A 19,097-nucleotide genomic window follows, 5' to 3' on the forward strand; every position below is an offset into this window, starting at 1 on the left:
TGCTCTTTTAGCTAGCGTGAACTATACGCTTTTTTATTAAATAAACAAGTTTATTTAACGCTTTTAAGAAACATGAACAGAGAGAACGGTTTCTTGCTTAACTGAGAGTTTTTTCTCACTTTTTTCGAATAATTCGCCAGAGTTCTGTCAAGGACCATAAGATGATGATTGGTACGACTACAAGGAGCAGTACTCGAAAAATATGCTGATAAGAGAGTTCGTAGTCGATATAAGGGTTGTTTTTTTGAAGGAGCAGCGTGCTAGGGACAATTAGACAAATCAGCAGCGCGTGGATGAGTTGTTTCAGTCTCTTTTTCAAAAGATCATTCCTTTCCCTACTAAAGAAAGCTCTTTTGTTTTTAGAATAGCACTAATGAAATTCGGAATGGGCAATTTCTCAATAGCTTTGATTTGTCCTAAAAAAACGGGATACTTAATGATTTAGAAAATTTATGGGCCATTTTTCATGTATAATTTAAAGGGGAAATGAGGCTGGAGGAATCACATAATGGAACAGACAATTTTTTTAAAAAAGGAACAACATCATCTGGAGACCGATCTTCATTTTGATTTTTGCGGCATTTCAAAAACACTGCCGTTCCATGCATTCGGTCCAGCGATTCGGCAAAATTATATTTTACATATTGTGATGGAGGGCAAAGGAACGTATCAGGTTAAAAATCAGCAGTATCATTTAAAAAAAGGTGATCTGTTTTTGATTCGACCAGGGGATTCGACCTTCTATTTAGCTGACGGAGAAGATCCATGGATGTATTGCTGGCTTTCCTTTGGTGGATCGGCAGCGGATGAGATTATTCGTCATTCTCATTTTAGGGAGGACCAGTATACGATGGTTTCCTCAGATATTCAAAAGTATATCGATGTGATCTTGGCGTGTCTGCCCTTTGTTGAAGAAACGCTGGTGAATGAACTGCACCTGAATGAATTGGCCTATCGTTTTTTAGCCGCGCTTTTAGAAGATGGCGGAAAGCTCCACTTGGGAGAACAGAAGATTTATTCACCACTAGCTGTAGCTACAGTAGAATTTATCGAAGCCCATTACGCCGAACAACTGACTGTAGAAGGTATCGCACAGCATCTAGCTGTCAATCGCAGTCATCTGTCGCGGGTATTTCGCAATCATATGGACATCAGTATCAGAGATTACATTTTAGGTGTGCGAATCAATCGGGCTGCATTTCTTCTTTCTATGACGGATGAGTCTGTGGAGAGCATTGCGGAGCAGGTAGGTTTTAATAGTTTGGTCGTTTTTAGTCGCATGTTTAAAAAACTGACGAATGAAACGGCAACGGCTTATCGTAAACGCATGAAAAATGAAGACTTTAAAAATGTCTCTTTAAATGAACTAAAGGTACAGCTAGAAAAACAAGCGGTTGTAAACCGTGCTACCTAGCCGAGTGAACGTTTACAAATAGTAAGGGATATCCTATACTTAAATTAATAAGTATAGGATTTTTTTTACATAAATACCTTATATACCAAATCATTTTTGTGAATATTATCACTTGAAATAATCAAAATGGTATATATGGTAAAAATTGGAGGGATTTGTTTATGAAAAAGGCTAGTGAAATGACCGTCGAGGAATTAGGTGCCTATATTGATCAATCGGTGTTAAAACCAGATTTTACGGAAGCTGAGATTCGTCAGTATATTCAAGAAGGGATTGATTACCATTGCGCAACGGTCTGTGTTAATCCATCTTCACTGGATATTGCCGCAGAAATGACGAAGGGAACGGATACGAAGATCTGTGTCGTTTGCGACTTTCCATTTGGGACAAGTACGACTCCATCTAAAGTGTTGCAGGCAGAGACGTATTGCCAGCGAGAAGATATTTATGAATTAGATATTGTCGCTAATTTTGGCTGGATTCGTAGTGGTAAGTACGATGAAGTAACGAAAGAACTGCAAATCATCGTAGAAGCCTGTCATGCTCATGGCGTCGCAGTAAAAGTGATATTTGAGACGGATACATTAAATGAAGAACAAATCCGCCAAGCCTGTGAATGTGCAATCGCTGCAAACGCAGATTTCGTTAAGACAAGTACCGGATTTCTTACAGGGTATGATAGTAAAGGAGCAACGAACGAAGTGATCCAGATCATGATGGATCAATGCAAAGGCCGAATCAAAATTAAAGGCAGCGGCGGGATTCGTACGCGGGAACATTTTTTAGAATTGATTGATATGGGGATTGATCGCATGGGTATCGGGTTTAAATCAACACCAGTCGTTTTAGGATTGGATAAATAATATGGCTGATAACTTACTTTTTGAAAAACGTGAGGATTTCCGCAAATGGTTGGCGGAAAATGGAACAACTAGTGAGGGTGTGTGGTTAGTCTTTGGAAAAACGAAACAGGTCAAAACGTTAAAAGCTGGAGAAGCCTTAGAGGAGGCTTTGTGCTATGGCTGGATTGACGGAGTAATGAAGAAGCTCGACGAACATTCTTACATCAAGTATTTCGCTGCACGACGCAAGAATAGTAAATGGTCTGAGAAAAATAAAAAAATTGTGGAAAAGCTTGAGCAGGCTGGTCTGATGACGGATTTTGGGCGCGAGAAAATCGCTGAAGCAAAACAAAATGGCCAGTGGGAGGCAGCCACGAAACCGTCGGCGGTAACAGATGAACAAATCGCAGAAGTAGCGGCATTGTTAAAAGCCAATGCGGAAGCCTCCAAGAATTTTGAAAATATGTCGCCATCTGTCAAGAAAACGTATACGCGAGCTTATTTTGATGCCAAGACTGATGCTGGAAGAGCAAAGCGAGTTGCTTGGATGACTGAACGTTTAGAAAAGAATTTAAAACCAATGTAGAGAAAAGCTGGAATCCTCATCTGATTCCAGCTTTTTTTACCTTAATGAATATAGTTTGACATTTCTTTTTGATAGTCTTGCCAGTCAACTTTCCCAGTATTCAAGTACTGGGCCATTAAATAGCCAATATACGGTCCAGTCGTCAAGCCGGAAGATCCCAATCCACTGGCAACCAGCAGATGATCATTTAACTGGCCAAAGAAGGGCGCAAAGTCAGAAGTATAGGCGCGAGTCCCGACACGATAGTGGAAGGGGGCTGTCAATAGTTTATCTGGCTTAACTAGAAAATTTTTGGCACCATTTGCAAGCTGCTCAAATGCCGCTGAAGTTTCTGTCAGATCCCATCCGGCTTCATTTTCATGAGTTGCTCCCAGTAGAATTTTTCCATCTAAGAAGGGAATAAGATCTGCTTCGCCATCCAACATAGCAACCGGAAAATCCCCGCTGCTTTTGAAGGCTGTTTGAAAAACTAAGAGCTGTCCCTTTTGCGGACGTAGATCAACCTGATAGTTCAAGGGTGCTAGTAAATCCTTTAGGTGAGGACCGACAGTCAGAATAATTTGATCGAAGCTCACGCTTTTCTCATCGTAGCGAATTGTTTTAGAATTCGTTAGCTGAACGCGCTGAGGGATAAACTCAATGCCGCTTTTCGCCGCTAATTCCCGCATTCGGTTCAAATAGGCTTTCCCATCTAAACGACCGCCGCCGCTGATTTTAAGCGCTGGTAAAGCTTTTAATAAAGGTAGCTCTTGTTGTGTCTGTTCACCAGATAGAAGTTCGATCGTGCCGATTTCCGGAGCGCTTTTTTTACGTTCTTCAGCTAGAGCCAACAGCTCCTCTAATTGTTTTTCAGGTCGCAGCAGAAGTGTACCGGACCGCTGATAGATCGTATGGTCCAGCTGGAAATCCTGAAGCAGTTTTGGGAAAAATGCGGCGCCATCTTTTGCTAGCCGATACCATTGTTTGTTGCGACGTTTGGAGAGCCACGGAGAAATAATCCCTGCGCTGGCGCTAGTTGCTTGTCCTGTTGGTTCGTCAAAGAGGGTTACGTGATATCTTTTTTGATCTAAATAATTTGCCAGCGTCATTCCGATAATTCCGCCGCCAATAATTGCGATTTTTTGCATAGATTACATTTCCTTTTTATTTAAGATTCGTTCAACATTAAGAGTATACAATAGTCTTAAAAAAATTACTTGCATGGACTTCAATGTATAAGAAGAGCGTCAGTACATGCTTTTTCACGTTTGATCTAGCGATTAAAGAAAAGGTTTTTCACTAAATTTAACAGATTTTACTTTACCTGTCGTAGTAATTATCGTACAATGATTACAACGACAGATGAAGTAATTTCAGGAGGTGGCAAGATGATTTCGAGCGATGGAATTCGCGGGTACAATGATGTCATCATTTTGTCCGTACTGAAGGATGGCGACTCCTATGGCTATGCGGTTTCCCAAAAAATCCGGGATGTGAGCGGAGAAATTTATGTCATTAAGGAAACAACGCTTTACTCAGCCTTCAACCGTTTGGAGAAAAATGGTTATATCCATTCTTATCCAGGAGAAATTACCCATGGAAAAAAGCGAACGTATTATCAGATTACAGATAAAGGCCTGACTTTTTTAGCTGAAAAGCGGGATGAATGGAAGCAGACTAAAAAAGTTGTGAACCGATTTATGAAAGAAGGGTAAGTAGATGGATACAATCAAAAATTATGTAGAGACATTGTTTCTCGAATTTCCCAATACGAAAGAAGTTCAACGAGCAAAGCAAGAGATTTTGACGATAATGGAAGACCATTATTTGGCTTTGATTGATGAAGGTAAGAGTGAGCATGAAGCAATTGGGCAAGTTATCAGTGAATTCGGCTCTGTTGATGAGCTGCGAGAAGAGTTAGAGTTCGCAACTCGGGAAAAAGAGCCAGAAAACAAGATTAATGAAGATGAGATGTATCATTATCTCGCAAATAGAAAGAAAGATGCCAGAGGACTAAGCTTAGGCATCAGCGGCTGTTTGCTGGCGGTGGGTTCATTGATTGGCTTGAGTATCAGCGGTGCAGAAATGATGGGATTCCTACTATTCTTCATAATTGTGGCAATCAGTGTTGGAACCATAATCTATAATGGGATGCAGTTTTCTAAAAACAATGGCGTGATGAATGATCGTTACATTCCAGTGGATGTTAACAAAGAAGCACAAAGATTGAAGCAGGGCTATCAAAAGAGTTTCCAGGTTAGTCTCGTATTTGGAATTTGTCTATGTGTACTGAGTGTCGCGCCTATTTTCTTTTTCCAAATGTTCACTTATGCAGAAAATGGTGTTCCAGTCATGTTCTTCTTCTTAGCCATCGGGGTATTTTTGATTATATACGGCAGCATCAATTACAGCAGCTTTGATAAATTTATTAAAGAAAAATACTTTATCGCCGACGAGGATGAGTTAGGACCAAATGCGATGCAAGCGAAGTATGGTGATGCAGCACGTACCAAGCACTTACTTGAAAGAGTCTACTGGCCGATTGTTGTCATGATTTACTTTGGCTGGTCCTTTATGACGGGATCTTGGGGAATGAGTTGGATGATCTTCGTAATGGCTGGAATTTTCTACAGTGTTGTGGAGGCAATTTTTGTAAAAAAGTAGCATAGGTTTTATACGTAAAAAATACGTTCCTAGCATTCAATCAATGCTAAGAACGTTTTTTTTAGTTTGTCGATGTTTTCTTTTTAGTGAGCTGCTGCTGTAAAACCAGTCTATGTTTGATCATTTCTACGAAGTCGTTAGGTTCGGTTACTCGTATACGAGCTCCAAAAGAGAGCACATTGATCAACAGCTCCGTTTCGTCTTTTTTCTCATAAAAAATGGTCATTCGATAAAGCGAGCTGTCTAATCGATCTAGAATTTTTCGATAATTCGAAAAGTGAAAGGTTGCCCGTTCAAGCGCATCACGTTCATCTTTCAATTCGCAAACAATGCAGCAGAGCTGAGGATTCATTTGTTCAATGTCTGGGAAGGTTTCTTCCAGCTGATCGATCTGATAGATATCAGAGCAATTGAATATCACTTTTTTCCAGCCGGAAGTTGATTTGCGTTTACCTATAACTCGAAACTTATTGTTCTTTGTCGAGTACTCGAGTTTTAAAGGCAGAAAAAGATGATCTGTAGCAACTCTTTTTTTTGCTGATTGATATGTTAATGAAACCAGTTGATTTTTTTGAATACTATCTAACAAAAAATGCAGAATATTTCCATAGCTTTCATCAAAATGATCTTCACTGACAAACTGATCAAAGTATTGATAATCCTGCCAGTCAAAGAGAGGTTCTGTTTCTTCTAAGTCAAAGGGTTCTCCTAAGCAGTCAAACTTTGGATCCTGTTGGATTGCCGCCAGCCAAGCCTTTTCTAATTTTGTCAAAGGGAATGGTTGCGGCGTGTTTCTGAGAATTGATCGTTGATCTTTTAGCAGATGCCAGCCTTCCTCGTTATCCTTCAAATAGTTAACCATTTCAAAAGGCGTTTCTTTAAAACCACCTTGATCTAGCAATTGTTGCTGTTGTGCAGGATTTTCCGTTTGCAGGACTTTGGTCATCAGCTGGTAATATAAACTATTGATTTCTGAAAAGAGCTCCATATTAATCCTCCAGTCCGTAAAGCTGATTCAGTGCTTCGATATCTAGCCAAAATTGATTTTCCCATGTACGATTCGTCGAGTTAACCTGTACGATTCGGCCTATCCAAGTCCTTAGCCAAGGTTCCATTCCTTTTGGATCAACCAGATCAATTGAAAATTTGTAAAGTTTATCCCCGACCTGCTCCACTTTTCCTTGGCGTTTTTCTCGCAGCAAGCGTTGATGTAAATAATGCTCTGGTAAATGCAGTAGTATTTCATAAGTGACCGGTTTGCGAGAGGTAAAAGAACAATTCCAAGTGGTTGTTTTGGCTTTGGCCAACTTAGTCAGTCCTTGAGAGAAGTTTTCAGTCATGCCCAATAGCTGACCGCTCTCTAAATAATCTAGTCTTAATGAATACAATCTGCTTGTCTGTATTCCGACTAAATACTGACGCCCACTTTCGCAGCTGGAGTAAATTTTTAAAGGTGTTAGACTGATCTCTACACCGTTAGTCTTGATCAGCTTAACTCGTTGATTATGCTTGATAGCTTGTAAAAGAAACAACATTATCTCACTATCTAGTGTTTGACTATCGTATTTATGCTTGAAACAAAAAGGTGACGGAGAAACTTCATAACGTTGCAGCAGCAGCTCACCAATCACACCGGCTGGGGCGATTTCTTTATAGAATTGAATCGCCTGTATTTGTTTTGTAGTAAGTTCCGTTTTTTTATTTACGGTATACAGCCACTGTTTTCCTCGCTTTTCCTTTTGTAAAATATCCATTTCTGTGTATTCATTCAGCTTGTTGCGAACGGTCAGACTGTCAATCAGATAGTTATCGTCAAAAAGGGATAGATAGTCATCGATTTCTTGAACAATCTCATTGACTGTTAGCTCAGACCCTTGAGCTAAAATATCTAAAATGACAAAATGCAGAAAAATATCATTTCGAGTGAAGGATTTCGTTTGCCATAAAATATGCAGCGGGTTATCGGCTTGATTTGCAGGCAAGACTAAGCGGTAGATTTTTTTATTATTGATGGTTTGCGATTCGATATAGTCATGAAGCAAGCTTTCTAATCGACGCCGTTCATTGTCATAGGTGCGCGGACTAGAAAGCGTAATCTCTTCACGACTTTTAAAACCATAAATCAGAAATTCGCGCGTGTAGCTTCTTAACGTAGTGAACTGCTTCACCAATTCTTGAAATTTTTTAGCCATTTTCTTCTCCTTATTTTTCTCATTGTATCAAGTTCGCACCCTTTTTTAAAAGAACTATTTTTATCTGTTCGTTAAGATAAGAGCAAGAAAACACAAGGAGGAGTAATTATGGCAATTCTAACTCTTACTTCCGATCATCCGGAATTTACTCAACTAATCAAAAAACATCCTGAAGGTGGGCTGCAGCTGCGGGGAATTCGTAATGGAACTGGCTTTGGCTGGTATGAAGATCCGCAAACATACTGCATGTATTTTCAAGATTATGGAACGAATCTTTCATTTCGATCGACGAGGGAGCAGCAGCAACATTATCTGAATGTGAAGCAGTACTCGGCTCCACAGGTTTATTTGTCCTTAATGACCGAGTACCTGAAGTCTGCAATGAAAACAGTAGAATTTGGTAAATCCCATAATCAGCTGGTAATTTCGATGGTGGAAATTAAAAAAGTTGAGCTGTTTCAGTCGATCTGCAGGATACTGTCAGAATTTGAAATCACGGAGGAACCATTGATGGCAGGTTTTTATCAAGTGAAACTGACAACGAATTCACTTTATCAGCTTTTGCAGGGAGCATATCTAATATTACTAATTTTAGCAAAGGAAAGCAGCACTTTTTTAGATGAGGGCGATTCTTTGATCGAACGTGGTATCCAGGCGCTTCAAGGGATCAAAGCACCCTATTATCTGAGAAATTTGTTTGTTCGCAAATTCTTGTATAAGAAAGAATCCTTTTTTAAATACAAAGAAGCGATCGAAGAACAAGGTCGTGAAGAAATTGTTTTTTCTTATCGTGGTACGGGCTATTCACGAATCGAGAAGGTGCGGGAACTCTTAGATATGAAGCACGATATTTTGGATGTTGGTTGCGGAGGAGGCGCCTATTTTAGACTGGCTGAAAAAGTCGATTCTTATGTAGGCGTGGATATCGATCCTGAAGTTTTAGCCTATGCTAAAGATCGTGGGGAACGAATGGGACTGGAGAATATCCAGCTATACTCTTCCCTAGATGAAGTTACTTTTCAAGAGGGCATGGATATTTTATTGATGGAAGTTATTGAGCATATGTCTTTAAAAAAAGCAGCAGACTTATTGCAACGCTTGTTGAAATCCCCATTTCATCGTCTGATTTTATCCACACCTAACAAGGATTTTAACGTCTTTTATGGATTATCAGAAAATCAAATGCGTCATGAAGACCACAAATTTGAGCTGGGTGCGATCGAGTTTCAGAAGTGGTTAACAAAGACTGTTGGCAGTGAATTTACGATCCAATTTTTTACAACAGGGGATCAAGTCAATGGGATCGCTACTACTCAAGGGGCAATGATCAAGAGAAAGGACAATGTATCATGAAAATCACGACTAAAGTCCATACGATCTTTTTACTGATCGGACCGACAGAATCAGGGAAAACGACTTTCGCTAAGGAAATACTGATGCCACAGTTGGCTTTTCGTGATAAACAGAAAAATTTTGAAACCAATATCCATCATTTGTCTTCAGACGACATGCGGCGAGAGCTATTAGGACGAGATTATGATAAATATGCGGCTAGCATGTTGGAAGCATCAGGCGTAACGTTTCCTTATTTAAAGACCAAATTGGATTTCTTGACCAGCTATCCGATCAATGCGGAATTTGTCGTCGTGGATACCCTCGGTCTAGCCGAAGACTTTCGACAAGTAGTAAAGGAGATCGCGGATAAAAATCATTATCGTGTTGAAGCGATCGTCTTTGATTATCCTCGAGAAGAGTTTTATGCATCCGAACGTTCCAAAGTATTGATTACCAAACATGTCGATCGCTTAAAGCGCGAAGTATTGCCGAAGCTTGCAAAAGAGGATTATGCGGCGACTCATCGGATCAAGCAAAAGGATTTTCAGGAAATTAGTGTTGAGGTCGAAGGCAAGGCAGAGTATCTCGCTACTCTATTATCTAATCAAAGAGACTATGCTGTGATTGGTGATGTTCATGAATCGTTAGCAGATTTGAAAAGATTAGTATCGAAGCTAGGCTATCGTGTAGCCGAAAATGAAATGACGGTTGCTGGAGATGATCCTTTCTCTTTAATACTGTTAGGCGATTGGATCGATAAAGGTAATCAAACGACTGAAATTATCGATTTTCTCTATCATAATCAGCAGCATTTCCAGTTTGTGCAAGGAAATCACGAAAATTTTGTTTATCGTTATCTAAAAGGTGAGATCAAAGGAGCCGATCAGGAGACGATCGACCAACATTTTACTTCGATCAGCTATTTGAAGAAAGAGCCGATTATTCTAGAAAAATTTAATCAATTAGTCGAGCAAAGCCAGCCATTTTTACGACGGATCGGTGATGAAAAACAATCCTTTATCGTTACTCATGCGCCATGTCATCAGCAATATCTAGGAAAAATGGACAATGTTTCACTGCGAAATCAACGAAACTTTCGTTTGGATCGGGACAAGCCTGTACAAGAACAGCTTCAGTGGCTAGAAGCAGAGAGTATGTATAATCTGCCAGTTCACGTGTTTGGTCATATTGCTACTAAGGGGATTTATCGTATAAAAAATAAATATGGGATCGATACAGGTGCTGTTTATGGAAACAAGCTAAGCGCTATTAAACTTTTTGGCAGAGGGAATGCACTAATTTCGGTTTCCTCCGATCAACTAAAAACAGAAGAGCTACCGACGCTTTTTCCTCGTCCTAAAATGCAATCTTGGGAAAAATTAACTGACAAGGAACGCAAACGCCTATTTTACATGGCTAAAAATAAAGTTCAATATTTATCTGGGACAATGGCTCCAGCTTCGGCTGACAAGGAGCAAAATGATTTAGAATCTTTGGCTAAAGCACTAGATTATTACCGTCAGCAGGAGGTGGATCAGGTCGTATTGGAGCCAAAATATATGGGCTCTCGTGCGAACATTTACTTGTTTGATAAGCTGGAAGATTGCTATGCCATTTCTCGAAAGAGCTACAAGATCAATGTTCCGGGAATTGAGGGAGTCTTTGCTGAGCTGCTGGCACAGTTTTCTGAATATATGAAGGAAAATAAAATTCGGATGTTACTGCTGGATGGAGAATTATTGCCATGGCGGGCGTTAGGTGAAAATTTGATTCAATTGGAATATTTACCAGTCGCTAAAGGGATCGAAACGGAATTAATTTTTTTGAAGGATAGTCAGTTTTCAACGCTGTTTGAACAAATGGGGGACCAACTATCAGCGACTGATTTCAAAACAGATAGCTATCACTTATCCAAAAAACAATTAGCGAAAAAATATGGCGAGCATCCAACACGTCAATATAGAGAATGGCTGAAAGCTGCACCACAGCAAGTATCCTTGTCTGAACAGGAAAAAGCCTTGACCTTGTATCAGCAACAGATCGAATTATATGGGAAAGAAGCGCCATTGCATTTCAAGGCGTTTGATTTATTGAAAATCGTTTACCACAACAATAAGGAAGAAGTTGTAGAACGGCCAACATCTGAAATCTACCAGTTTTTAAATAAGGATGAGTTTTTATTATTGGATCTTACTGCAGAAAACGTACTCCAACAAGCTCAAAGCTATTTTGATCAAATGACGTTGAAACAACAGATGGAAGGGATTGTTATTAAACCGGAGCGGCAGAAAAACAATGCTGCGCCTTTCTTGAAGGTTCGAAATGAAGCGTATCTGACATTGATTTATGGGTTTACTTATCGCAGCAAACAGCAATATCAAACGCTGATCAAAGGGAAAAATGTTTATCATAAATTACGGACTTCGATCAAGGAGTATGAGCTTGCACAGGAATTATTAAAAATTCCAGCAGCGCAGTTAACGGCGGAAAACAATGAGTATTTAAATCTGTTAGCCAATTTATTGTTTGAAATGGATAAGGAAGGATCATTAGATCCGCGACTTTAATCAATTAGGTGGGATGGAAATGAAAACAAGAATCAAACAAGCATTACGAGAAATCGAAAAGCGAGAAAATATTGAAATTCTTTATGCAGTCGAAAGCGGCAGTCGTGCTTGGGGATTTCCATCTAAAGACAGTGACTATGATGTTCGCTTTATCTATCGACGGGAAAAAGACTGGTATTTAAAACTGGAGAAAACAGCGGATCATTTAGAATTTCCGATTGATGAACAATTGGATATTTGCGGCTGGGATTTAGATAAAACACTAAAACTGCTGCAAAAGAGTAATCCCGCGTTATTAGAATGGTTGCATTCGCCAATTGTTTATCAAGCGGACTCACAGTTTATTACGGAGCTGCGAGTGTTAAGTGAGAAAAACTTGAACGAACAACGGCTGATTTACCACTATCTTCACATGGCTGATGGAAATTATCGGGAGTATCTGAAAAAGGAGTATGTTCGAATCAAAAAATACTTCTACGTACTGCGTCCTGTATTGGCTTGCATGTGGATACAAGAATACCATAACAGACCGCCTGTTGAATTTGAAAAACTGTTGGAACTTCCAAATTTGTCGCCGGAGCTGTTAAGGGTAATCAATGAGCTTCTATTTCGGAAAAAAAGTGGCGATGAATTAGATATAGAAATGGCGATACCACAGCTGAATACTTTTTTAGATCAGCAGTTACAGTTTTTTACCGAATATGTAAAAAGACTTGATAAAAATCCTAAAATTGATTCAGCTGATTTGAACCATTTTTTCTTAAAATGGGTAAAGTAGACGTTAGTTTTTAATAGGAAATGTTGTAGGCGAGGGGACTCAAATGAGTCTTCCTCGTTTTTCTGCTTATAAGGAAGAAGCAGGGCAGCATGATTAAAAAATTGCTATGAATTCTTTATAAGTAAATCATTGACAAAAAACCAGAATACTCTTAAACTGAAAACGAACATATGTTTGCTTTTTTTAAGGAGGTGGTTTTGATGAACGTTTACGAAGGGGAACCTGTCAGAGATGTTTTCTGCATGGACTCCAAAAGTTTTTATGCCAGCGTGGAATGTATTGAGCATGGCTTGGACCCACTGAATGACCTATTAGTTGTCATGAGTGGCGATCGGGAAAATGCCGGTTTAGTTTTGGCAGCAAGTCCGATGGCAAAACAAGAGTTAGGCATTAGTAATGTTAGCCGAGGGTTTGAGATTCCGAATCATCCTAAGCTTCATATCGTGCCGCCGCGGATGACACTGTATATTCAATACCACATGCGCATCCAAGAGATTTTCCGTTCATACATGGCAGAAGAGGACATTCATACATATAGCATTGATGAACAATTCGGTGATTTGACCCATAGTTGGAAGTTGTTTGGCAAAAGTTCGGCCGAAGTCGGCATGAAGATTCAGAATGAAATTATTGAAAAACTTGGTATTTATACTTCATTAGGGATGGGTGATAATCCTTTATTAGCGAAAATAGCGATGGACAATGAAGCAAAGAAAAATAAAAATCGGTTTGCACAATGGCATTATCAGGATGTGCCGGAGAAAATTTGGCCTCTGCGTTTAAGTGATTTTTGCGGCATCGGATATCGAATGGAGCGGCGTTACCAGATGATGGGGCTCAAGACGATGGGGGATCTGGCACACACAGATCCATTTGTATTAAAAAATCATTATGGTGTGATGGGTATGCAGCATTATATGCATGCATGGGGAATTGATCGCTCAGTTCTTTCTCAAAAGGATTTGTATCCTACTAAGGAAAAATCAATCGGGAATTCTCAAGTTTTACCAAAAAACTATGCTCATAAGGGAGATATTTTAACGGTGATCGCTGAAATCTGCGAACAAGTGGCTCAACGCCTGCGTAAGAAGGATGTGCTGGGCGGGACTCTGCATTTAGGAATTGCGTATGCTTATTTTGGTAGCGGAAAACGCGGAGGTTTTCATCACCAGCTAAAGATTCCGCCAACATATCAGGCTAGAGAATTGACGCGTGTTGCTTTTGCGCTGTTTGAAAAATATTGGGATAATTCCGAAGTGCGAAATATTTCTATTACAGTTTCATCTTTACGCCCAGCAGGAAGTTTGCAGCTGAATTTGTTTGAAGACCCCAAACAATCGATCAAAGAGGAAAAAATTGATGAAGTAATCGCTCAAATTCGCAGTCGCTATAAATTTAGTTCGATTGTTCGTGCACATTCGTTAAATGAAGGAGCGACAGCAATTAAGCGAGCTGGCTTGGTTGGCGGTCATGCTGGCGGAATGGAAGGGATGGATTAGTAATGATTTATGATGATGAGAGTGCGGAACGACTTTTTATGGAAGCAAAGCAGGTCTATCAGGATCGAGGAATGATGAAATGGATCGGTTTTTATCTATCCGATCATACAGCTGTGTTGGATCAAGAGTCCAAAGAACGAAATCATATCAATATCGAAAAAGAACAAATGACTTTAGAAGAAATCGGGGAAGTGCTGCAGCAGGCTTATCTGAAAAACAAACGCATCGCCATCCAGTTGGAAACCTTAAATGATGAGGGAAACTATTTGGATGATTTGGTAGGTAAAATCTTCGGACAAAAAGAAGAACAGATATACTTAAATGAAGAGGAACGAGGGATGCTGCATCTAACGATCGAGCAGATTCATCATGTCGAAATATTGGGTCCAAAGAAAATCCTCGACCAAACAATCATTAAATAATTCTATCGACAGTCACCAAAAAAGCCACAACGACTCTCGTTGTGGCTTTTGAGCTAATGCTTAAAATAGGTTGATTTTATCAAGAGGCCAGAAGCGGAAAACGACTTTTCCTTGGATCAATGATTTGTCCACAAAACCGAAAATCCGGCTGTCTTTAGAGATCAATCGGTTATCGCCTAAAACGAAGTATTGATCTTTGGGAACTGTCACTTCAAAATCATTGGTGAAGCTGTTGGCATTAGCCGCCTGTTCTTGGAAAGCAGTATTGTAGGAATACTCTTCAAACAGTTTGTCTTTCTTGAATTTCTCCTTGAAATCGTCAAGATAAGGCTCAGTGAATTCTTTCCCGTTGATTGTCAGGACATTATTTTTCATTTCTACTCGATCGCCTGGTAAGCCGATGATTCGTTTCACTACGTAAACATTTTGATTGTCTGGTTCTTTTGTCGTAATGATGTCCTGACGGTCCAGATTCGATATCTTGGATGTGATCAAGCGTTGATTATCGTGCAACGTCGGATCCATCGAGTGTCCTTCGACTTTTACTGGAGAAAAAACAAACATTCTAGCTAGGAATATCAATGCTATGATAATGACTACTGGAAGCCATTCTTTGATTTTATTGTTCATAGGGTCACCTCATTGCTAAATTTTATCATTCTTCAAACTAAAAAGCTCTTATCAACCTCCAACAAAGGAAAAAGTTGTTTAAGGGTAGAGAAAACTGATTAATTATGGGAAACTTAGATCATGAAAATGATTTAAAGAATAAGGAGTAAAACGATGAAAAAAAATTATCCAGCCGCACCGATATTGCCGAAGAGTTTTTCTGAGGACTTTTACTTGGAAGATGAAGCGACGATTGAAGATGTACATGGTATTGAGTTTGATTATAGTTATTTGACCTGTGAAAATTTGGTCTTGCGTCGTTCGATTATTGAGAAGGTTACGATGCAGCGGACGAAGCTGATTCGATTTGAGGCGGGCAATGTGATTTTTAAGAATTGTGATTTTTCAAATCTGGAATGGATCGGCGGCAGTTTTCATCAAGTCATTTTTGAAAGCTGCAAGCTCACTGGCTGTAATTTTGCGGAGAGTTATTTGCGTGATTGCCAATTTAAAGATTGTAGAATCAATTTTGGTTCATTCAGTGCCACAAATCTGAAAAATATCGCTTTTGAAAACTGTCAAATGATGGATAGTGAATTTTTTGAAGTCACGTGGAAGCATTTATTTTTGACTAATAATGAGTTGGACAACAGCAATTGGATGCGGACAAAATTGGCTGGGTTGGATTTTACCACCAATCAGTTCAGCAAGATTGCTTTTTCGATGGAACAGTTGAAGGGTTTAAAAGTCGATTCGTATCAAGCGCTGACTATCGCAGCTGGTTTGGGCTTACAAATTGAGGAGGCTTAAATGAAGTTAAAACAGATGAAAGTTCAAGGAATTCCTGTTGTATGTTGGGGTGAACCGAGTAAGAAAGTAATTTTGGCTTTTCATGGTGATCAATCACATAAGGAAGACACCGTTATTCAATTTTTAGCAAAAGTTGCTACTGATAAAGGCTATCAGGTTTGGAGTTTTGATTTGCCGGAACACGGTGAGCGTAAAGGTGATTCTTATGCGCTGAACCCGCAAAATGTCGTAGCAGATGTGAATAATATTTTATTTGAGGTGGAAAAGCAGGCTGAGACGATCTCATTATTTGGTTGCAGCATTGGCTCTTATTTCGGCATGCTGACATGTCAAAATCGACAAATCCATCAAAGTCTATTTTTATCGCCAATTGTTGATATGCAAGAATTGATCGAAAACATGCTGCTGTGGTCACAGCTGACACCGGAAGATTTACAGCGTAAAAAAATAATCGAGACTCCAATCAAAACACTGGAATGGGATTACTATCAATATGTTGTTAAACATCCGATTAAGTGGACCATCCCAACAAGTATCCTTTATGGCGGAAAAGACAACCTGACCTCAAGAGAAACCATTGAAAAGTTTGCTAAGGAATCAAACTTTTCGTTGACGATTTTTGAAGAGGGGGAGCACTTTTTCCATACGCCTGATCAGTTGAATTACTATCGGAAGTGGTTGGAAGATAATCTATAACCTAACACTCTGGCAGAGGTTGCTAGGGTGTTTTTTCTAGCTTCAAAAATGGAAGAATTATGCTATATAATAGTGGTTAATTATTTTAAATTATAGAAAAAGATGGGGTAATTAATTGTGAAATCTAGGAATACAAGGTAAATACTTCACGCTAAAATTAAAGTAGTAGTTAATAACTACAAAAAACGATCAGCATGCAAAATCTTGTATGCTGTTTTTTTATTCTATAGTTAGTAGCTAAACTGTTTATTATTTGTACACTGCTGAAACAAAAGATGAATTCAATAAAGATTGAAGGTTGAAAACGCACCCAGTATATTTTGGTTAGGAGCTGAGGAAAATGATTGATAGTCAAGATTTAGCGGTTCTTCATGAGATTGCCTTTAGAAATCAACGAGATACCGCAGAATTGGAAAGTAAATTTTTACTTACGAGGCGGCAGATTACGTATTCAATTAAGAAAATCAATGAGGTGCTTTCTGACAGTAATAAAGAGTTGATAAAGGTTAGCAGTAACGAATTGAAGATTAATCATCAAGCCGAAAAAGAACTGCAAACCTACTTGCTGAAAATGGAATTCTTTTCGGATGTGTATCACTCAAAAAAGAACCGTCAGCTGATGATTCTATTGACGCTATCTTGTTCACTGGAGTATCTCTCTTTGGATCATTTGATTTTAATGTTGGATAGCAGTCGTTCCACTGTTGTTAGTGATTTAAAGGAGGTGAAGAGGAAACTTAAAAGAAATGATATCAACGTCGAATATACGCGAATGAAGGGATATTTTTTAACTGGCGAGGAGGCGGATATTCGTTATCTGGTAATGAAAACAGTGATTACTTTTTTGCATCAAGATAACGGGGAGCTCTTTCTGGAAAGCTATTTGAAAAGACAGTTAAATGTTGATTATTCGATGATTGAAGACAAGATTTTAAAAGCAAGTCAGCGATATCGAATTTCTTTTTTTGAGAATAAGTTAAAGGAATTTACGTACTGTTTCATTTTATTGAGTCAACGCTTCAAACATGAAAAATATCATCAATTGAACAGTGATTTCATTGATGAACAATCCAATGAATATCAATTTAGCTTCGATATCTGCAAGTATTTTGAAATCCAGCTGACAGATAACATTTATTATATAGCTGCTTGGATTTTGGGATTGTCCACTGGAAATATTGATACCGCCACTTCGGATCGTTCGATGATCAAAAAGATCGTCCAACGGTTGATTGCACGTTTTGAAAGTTTATCTGGAATTCGATTCTTGGATAAAGAAGCAGTTACTCGCAGACTATACGAACATTTTAGACCCGGCTATTATCGGCTGTTTTATCATTTGCCGATCATCAATCCATTAACACCGAAAATAAAAAAAGAATATCCAGAAATGTATGCGCTAGTTAATGAAGCGATTCGCCCTTTACAGCCGTTGTTCAACAGGGAATTACCAGCAGATGAAATTGCCTTTTTGACCGTTCACTTTGCGGCTTCTGCTTTTGAAGAGCAGGAGAAGCAGGTGAAAAGAAAGCGCGGATTGATTTTATGTCCCAATGGAATCGGAACCTCAATCATTTTGCAAAAGGAACTCGAATCACTATTTCCTAGTATTGAATTTATTGTTCAGGATTATCACAAAGAAATGCAGTTGAATTACTTTGACATTGTTTTTACAACAACGATCACTTCGGATATTTTAAGTATCGAAATTCCTTTCATTGTGGTTAATCCTATTATGACTACGAAGGAAAAATTTGAGCTGATCGGACGTGTATACGGATTATTGAATGATGAATCTTTATTGGATCCAAAGCTTGCGGATGCTCTAAAAATTGTGAAGAAATATGTCACTAATGAGCAATATGAAAAAATTGAAAATGAGCTGCTTATCCTAGCAGATACCAATCATTCTAAAATTATTATTGAAGAAGGAGGTGAATATCCGTTGTTAAGCGAAATTACGAATAAAGATTTAGTGAAATTACGAGTAGAAGCTGATGATTGGGAAGAGGCTATTCGTAATGCTACAGATGTCTTAGTCAGTACCGGGATTGCTACGCCTGGCTATATAGATGGAATGATTCAAACCACCAAAGAAACGGGCCCATATATTGTCATAACGAAACATGTTGCATTGCCGCATGCTCGCCCTGAATCGGGTGCAAAAAAAATCGGAATCAGTATTGCTACATTAAAAACGCCAGTCGTTTTCGGCAACAAGGAGAATGATCCTGTTAAATACATCTTTGGTTTAAGTGCTCTGGATAATCAAACTCATTTGACCGCTATGTCTGAATTGGCAGAATTATTGGATGAAGAAGCTTTTTATCAAGTGTTGGACAGTGCCGAAAATCCGGAAGAAATTATTGAATTCATTACAAATTTTGAGGAAGAGAGGATGCAAAAATGAACAAGAAAGCGTTGATTGCCTGTCGAACAGGAATGGGCTCAAGTATGATGTTGAAAATTAAAGTGGATCAAGTAGTGCGAGCACATCAGTTTCCGTTGGAGGTCCAGCATAGCACTTTAGACGATGTGAAAAGTTTTAAGGGAGATTTGCTAATTACTATGGCAGATGTTGCGGATGAACTACAAGGTCAAGTGCCGTACATTATTGGAATTAATAATCTGATGGATAAAAAAGAGATTGAAACAAAATTAAAGGCATTTTTTGACAGTCAAAATCAATAACAAGGAGGAGAAA

Annotated in this window: 18 protein-coding genes; 14 read left to right on the forward strand and 4 right to left on the reverse strand. The window is 39.0% G+C overall.

Features of this window, described 5'->3' with window-relative positions; genetic code table 11:
- Window positions 1–508: 508 nt before the first annotated feature.
- The 3 genes from E6139_RS11715 (at window position 509) to E6139_RS11725 (ending at window position 2,842) form a co-directional block, all read left to right on the forward strand.
- Window positions 509–1,414, forward strand: a complete 906-nt coding sequence (locus E6139_RS11715; RefSeq protein ID WP_316403252.1) for an AraC family transcriptional regulator — start codon at window positions 509–511, stop codon at window positions 1,412–1,414.
- 161 nt (window positions 1,415–1,575) lie between these two features.
- Window positions 1,576–2,277 carry a deoxyribose-phosphate aldolase gene (gene deoC, locus E6139_RS11720; RefSeq protein WP_316403253.1) on the forward strand — a complete coding sequence of 234 codons (702 nt, stop codon included), beginning with the start codon at window positions 1,576–1,578 and terminating at the stop codon, window positions 2,275–2,277.
- A 1-nt stretch (window position 2,278) separates the two neighbouring features.
- Complete coding sequence (locus E6139_RS11725; protein ID WP_316403254.1) at window positions 2,279–2,842, forward strand: YdeI/OmpD-associated family protein; 564 nt, start codon at window positions 2,279–2,281, stop codon at window positions 2,840–2,842.
- A gap of 41 nt (window positions 2,843–2,883) precedes the next feature.
- On the opposite strand, the gene E6139_RS11730 is transcribed toward E6139_RS11725, so the two are convergent.
- Complete coding sequence (locus E6139_RS11730; RefSeq protein WP_316403255.1) at window positions 2,884–3,969, reverse strand: FAD-dependent oxidoreductase; 1,086 nt, start codon at window positions 3,967–3,969, stop codon at window positions 2,884–2,886.
- Window positions 3,970–4,209: 240 nt separating this feature from the next.
- Here E6139_RS11730 and E6139_RS11735 point away from each other — a divergent pair, with 240 nt between their 5' ends.
- Window positions 4,210–4,536 (forward strand): PadR family transcriptional regulator, encoded by a 327-nt coding sequence (locus E6139_RS11735; RefSeq protein WP_316403256.1) that lies wholly within the window; start codon window positions 4,210–4,212, stop codon window positions 4,534–4,536.
- A gap of 4 nt (window positions 4,537–4,540) precedes the next feature.
- Window positions 4,541–5,485: a permease prefix domain 1-containing protein gene (locus E6139_RS11740; RefSeq protein ID WP_316403257.1), complete on the forward strand. Its 945-nt coding sequence runs from the start codon at window positions 4,541–4,543 to the stop codon at window positions 5,483–5,485.
- A gap of 61 nt (window positions 5,486–5,546) precedes the next feature.
- On the opposite strand, the gene E6139_RS11745 is transcribed toward E6139_RS11740, so the two are convergent.
- Window positions 5,547–6,473 (reverse strand): WYL domain-containing protein, encoded by a 927-nt coding sequence (locus tag E6139_RS11745; RefSeq protein ID WP_316403258.1) that lies wholly within the window; start codon window positions 6,471–6,473, stop codon window positions 5,547–5,549.
- Between the two features lies 1 nt (window position 6,474).
- Window positions 6,475–7,677, reverse strand: a complete 1,203-nt coding sequence (locus E6139_RS11750) for a hypothetical protein (RefSeq protein ID WP_316403259.1) — start codon at window positions 7,675–7,677, stop codon at window positions 6,475–6,477.
- 108 nt (window positions 7,678–7,785) lie between these two features.
- Here E6139_RS11750 and E6139_RS11755 point away from each other — a divergent pair, with 108 nt between their 5' ends.
- The 5 genes from E6139_RS11755 (at window position 7,786) to E6139_RS11775 (ending at window position 14,278) form a co-directional block, all read left to right on the forward strand.
- Complete coding sequence (locus E6139_RS11755; RefSeq protein ID WP_316403260.1) at window positions 7,786–9,030, forward strand: class I SAM-dependent methyltransferase; 1,245 nt, start codon at window positions 7,786–7,788, stop codon at window positions 9,028–9,030.
- Entirely contained in the window at window positions 9,027–11,579 is a 2,553-nt protein-coding gene (locus tag E6139_RS11760; RefSeq protein WP_316403261.1) for a metallophosphoesterase, read from the forward strand. Before E6139_RS11755 ends, E6139_RS11760 begins: the two co-directional genes overlap by 4 nt.
- Window positions 11,580–11,598: 19 nt before the next feature.
- Window positions 11,599–12,357, forward strand: a complete 759-nt coding sequence (locus E6139_RS11765; protein ID WP_316403262.1) for a nucleotidyltransferase domain-containing protein — start codon at window positions 11,599–11,601, stop codon at window positions 12,355–12,357.
- 200 nt (window positions 12,358–12,557) lie between these two features.
- The gene (locus tag E6139_RS11770; protein WP_316403263.1) at window positions 12,558–13,856 is read left to right on the forward strand and encodes a Y-family DNA polymerase; all 1,299 of its coding nucleotides are present in this window, start codon (window positions 12,558–12,560) and stop codon (window positions 13,854–13,856) included.
- A 2-nt stretch (window positions 13,857–13,858) separates the two neighbouring features.
- Complete coding sequence (locus E6139_RS11775) at window positions 13,859–14,278, forward strand: hypothetical protein (RefSeq protein ID WP_316403264.1); 420 nt, start codon at window positions 13,859–13,861, stop codon at window positions 14,276–14,278.
- Window positions 14,279–14,338: 60 nt separating this feature from the next.
- On the opposite strand, the gene lepB is transcribed toward E6139_RS11775, so the two are convergent.
- Entirely contained in the window at window positions 14,339–14,908 is a 570-nt protein-coding gene (gene lepB, locus E6139_RS11780) for a signal peptidase I (protein ID WP_316403265.1), read from the reverse strand.
- Window positions 14,909–15,061: 153 nt separating this feature from the next.
- Between lepB and E6139_RS11785 the strand changes: the two genes are divergently transcribed.
- The 4 genes from E6139_RS11785 (at window position 15,062) to E6139_RS11800 (ending at window position 19,084) form a co-directional block, all read left to right on the forward strand.
- Window positions 15,062–15,697 carry a pentapeptide repeat-containing protein gene (locus E6139_RS11785; protein WP_316403266.1) on the forward strand — a complete coding sequence of 212 codons (636 nt, stop codon included), beginning with the start codon at window positions 15,062–15,064 and terminating at the stop codon, window positions 15,695–15,697.
- Window positions 15,698–16,393 (forward strand): alpha/beta hydrolase, encoded by a 696-nt coding sequence (locus E6139_RS11790; RefSeq protein ID WP_316403267.1) that lies wholly within the window; start codon window positions 15,698–15,700, stop codon window positions 16,391–16,393.
- A 340-nt stretch (window positions 16,394–16,733) separates the two neighbouring features.
- On the forward strand, window positions 16,734–18,803 hold the full coding sequence (locus E6139_RS11795; RefSeq protein WP_316403268.1) for a BglG family transcription antiterminator: 2,070 nt from the start codon (window positions 16,734–16,736) through the stop codon (window positions 18,801–18,803).
- Window positions 18,800–19,084: a PTS sugar transporter subunit IIB gene (locus E6139_RS11800; protein WP_316403269.1), complete on the forward strand. Its 285-nt coding sequence runs from the start codon at window positions 18,800–18,802 to the stop codon at window positions 19,082–19,084. Before E6139_RS11795 ends, E6139_RS11800 begins: the two co-directional genes overlap by 4 nt.
- Window positions 19,085–19,097: the final 13 nt, after the last annotated feature.

This window comes from Enterococcus sp. (genome assembly GCF_032555305.1).
Lineage (GTDB): Bacteria > Bacillota > Bacilli > Lactobacillales > Enterococcaceae > Enterococcus_A.

Excerpts from the sequence above, each read along its gene's own strand:
- E6139_RS11715 (WP_316403252.1), top strand. The coding sequence starts at position 509 with ATGGAACAGACAATTTTTTTAAAAAAGGAACAACATCATCTGGAGACC.
- deoC (WP_316403253.1), top strand. The coding sequence starts at position 1,576 with ATGAAAAAGGCTAGTGAAATGACCGTCGAGGAATTAGGTGCCTATATT.
- E6139_RS11725 (WP_316403254.1), top strand. The coding sequence starts at position 2,279 with ATGGCTGATAACTTACTTTTTGAAAAACGTGAGGATTTCCGCAAATGG.
- E6139_RS11730 (WP_316403255.1), bottom strand. The coding sequence starts at position 3,969 with ATGCAAAAAATCGCAATTATTGGCGGCGGAATTATCGGAATGACGCTG.
- E6139_RS11735 (WP_316403256.1), top strand. The coding sequence starts at position 4,210 with ATGATTTCGAGCGATGGAATTCGCGGGTACAATGATGTCATCATTTTG.
- E6139_RS11740 (WP_316403257.1), top strand. The coding sequence starts at position 4,541 with ATGGATACAATCAAAAATTATGTAGAGACATTGTTTCTCGAATTTCCC.
- E6139_RS11745 (WP_316403258.1), bottom strand. The coding sequence starts at position 6,473 with ATGGAGCTCTTTTCAGAAATCAATAGTTTATATTACCAGCTGATGACC.
- E6139_RS11750 (WP_316403259.1), bottom strand. The coding sequence starts at position 7,677 with ATGGCTAAAAAATTTCAAGAATTGGTGAAGCAGTTCACTACGTTAAGA.
- E6139_RS11755 (WP_316403260.1), top strand. The coding sequence starts at position 7,786 with ATGGCAATTCTAACTCTTACTTCCGATCATCCGGAATTTACTCAACTA.
- E6139_RS11760 (WP_316403261.1), top strand. The coding sequence starts at position 9,027 with ATGAAAATCACGACTAAAGTCCATACGATCTTTTTACTGATCGGACCG.
- E6139_RS11765 (WP_316403262.1), top strand. The coding sequence starts at position 11,599 with ATGAAAACAAGAATCAAACAAGCATTACGAGAAATCGAAAAGCGAGAA.
- E6139_RS11770 (WP_316403263.1), top strand. The coding sequence starts at position 12,558 with ATGAACGTTTACGAAGGGGAACCTGTCAGAGATGTTTTCTGCATGGAC.
- E6139_RS11775 (WP_316403264.1), top strand. The coding sequence starts at position 13,859 with ATGATTTATGATGATGAGAGTGCGGAACGACTTTTTATGGAAGCAAAG.
- lepB (WP_316403265.1), bottom strand. The coding sequence starts at position 14,908 with ATGAACAATAAAATCAAAGAATGGCTTCCAGTAGTCATTATCATAGCA.
- E6139_RS11785 (WP_316403266.1), top strand. The coding sequence starts at position 15,062 with ATGAAAAAAAATTATCCAGCCGCACCGATATTGCCGAAGAGTTTTTCT.
- E6139_RS11790 (WP_316403267.1), top strand. The coding sequence starts at position 15,698 with ATGAAGTTAAAACAGATGAAAGTTCAAGGAATTCCTGTTGTATGTTGG.
- E6139_RS11795 (WP_316403268.1), top strand. The coding sequence starts at position 16,734 with ATGATTGATAGTCAAGATTTAGCGGTTCTTCATGAGATTGCCTTTAGA.
- E6139_RS11800 (WP_316403269.1), top strand. The coding sequence starts at position 18,800 with ATGAACAAGAAAGCGTTGATTGCCTGTCGAACAGGAATGGGCTCAAGT.